Genomic DNA, 1671 nt, shown 5'->3' on the forward strand with positions numbered 1-1671 from the left:
GTCGGCCGGCGTCTCGCCCGGCGTCAGCGCAGGCACCGTGCTGACCTCGCTCGTCGGCTTCACCGCGCTGTACGGCGTCCTGGCCGTCATCGAGGTCAAGCTCCTGCTCACCTACATCGACGGGCGCTGAGCTAGGCCAGCCGCTCGGCCAGCGCGACGGCGTCGTACGGGGCGTGCACCTTCATGTCGTTGTCGAAGTAGACGTAGACGTCCGTGCCCTGGTCGGTCCAGCCGCGCACGAGCGTTGCCCACTCGTCCAGCGCCCGGGGAGAGTACCCGCTGGCGTAGAGCTCCTCGTCGCCGTGCAGCCGCACGTAGGCGAAGTCGCTCGTCACCTCGCGGATGAGCGGCCACTTGCCCGCGGTGTCGGCGACCACGAGGCCGACGTCGTGGGCCCGCAGCAGCTCCAGGAACGCCGGGTCGTGGAACGAGTCGTCGCGCACCTCCAGGCAGTGGCGGACCGGGACGTCCACCTCGCACTCGGTGACGTCGCGCCCGTCGACCCGGGCGTCGTGCTGCTTCGCGAGCGCGGCGGCCTGCCCGGTGGTGCGCGGCAGCAGGTCGAAGAAGGACGCCAGACGCTCCGGCTCGAAGCGCAGGCGCGGCGGCAGCTGCCACAGCACCGGACCCATCTGCGGCCCGAGCGCCAGCACGCCCGAGGCGAAGAAGTTGGCCAGCGGGGTCTCGACGTCCGCCAGCTTCTTCATGTGGGTGATGAAGCGGCCGCCCTTGACCGAGAAGACGAAGTCCGGCGGCACCTCGGCCCGCCAGCGGCGGAAGCTCTCGGGCCGCTGCAGCGAGTAGAACGTGCCGTTGATCTCCACGGTGGCCAGGCGCTCACCGACGAAGCGCAGCTCGTCGGCCTGGCGCAGGCCCTTCGGGTAGAAGTCACCGCGCCAGCCGGCGTAGCGCCAGCCGCTGATGCCGATCCGTGCGGTGCCGGTCATCGTCAGAAGGCGCCCGCGACCGTCGCGACGAGGGCGAGCAGCAGGACGACCGCGGAGACCGGCACCATCCACAGCGCCGCGATCGTGCCGGTGATCGTGGTGCCGAGCCGCGGCGGGACGAAGTAGCGGGCGCGGGGCAGGTCGCCCACGCCGTCGATCCAGCGGGCCGGCATGCTCGCGCCCCGCCACAGGCCCTGCAGCCGGGAGAACACGCGCCACCCGCCCCCGCCGCCGAGCTGGGTGAGGACGCCGCGGGTCTCCTCCACGCGGTCGGTCAGGTTGATGGCGACGGCGAGCTCGGTGGCCAGCGCGGCCGGCTGGTTCACCGCGTCGAGGATGCGCTTGCGGCGCAGCGCGAAGAACCCGGTGACCGCGAGCATGAGCAACGCGACGACCACGCCGACCCAGCGCCCCGTGCCGTCCCAGGTCAGCGCGAGCAGCAGCGTCGCCAGCTCCAGCGGCAGCGGCACGACGGCGATCGCCAGCGAGGGCAGCCGCAGCAGCCGCACGGTCGGGGCGAGGACCTGGACGACGCGGGTCGCCGCCTCCTGGGTGCCGCCGTCGACGCGTCCGGCGCGGCCTGGACGTACTGGTTCGCGCGCCGACCGGTCCCTCGCAGTCTCATGGCGCCAGCCTAGGAGGGACCTCCGCGGGCCGCTCCCGCTGCGCGGCCGCTACGCCCGCGCGGGCGGTACAGTGATGAACCTGACGGACCGCGACCAGC

2 protein-coding genes are annotated in these 1671 nt (G+C 73.1%); both read right to left on the minus strand.

Annotated elements, in window-relative coordinates:
- Positions 1-131 precede the first annotated feature (131 nt).
- Complete coding sequence (locus AC2W7G_RS15630; RefSeq protein WP_485869248.1) at positions 132-947, minus strand: DUF72 domain-containing protein; 816 nt, start codon at positions 945-947, stop codon at positions 132-134.
- A gap of 2 nt (positions 948-949) precedes the next feature.
- Positions 950-1456, minus strand: coding sequence for a hypothetical protein (locus AC2W7G_RS15635; RefSeq protein WP_485869249.1), 507 nt, complete (start codon positions 1454-1456; stop codon positions 950-952).
- Positions 1457-1671: the final 215 nt, after the last annotated feature.

This window comes from Aeromicrobium sp. PFPM2_SD2 (assembly GCF_057364525.1).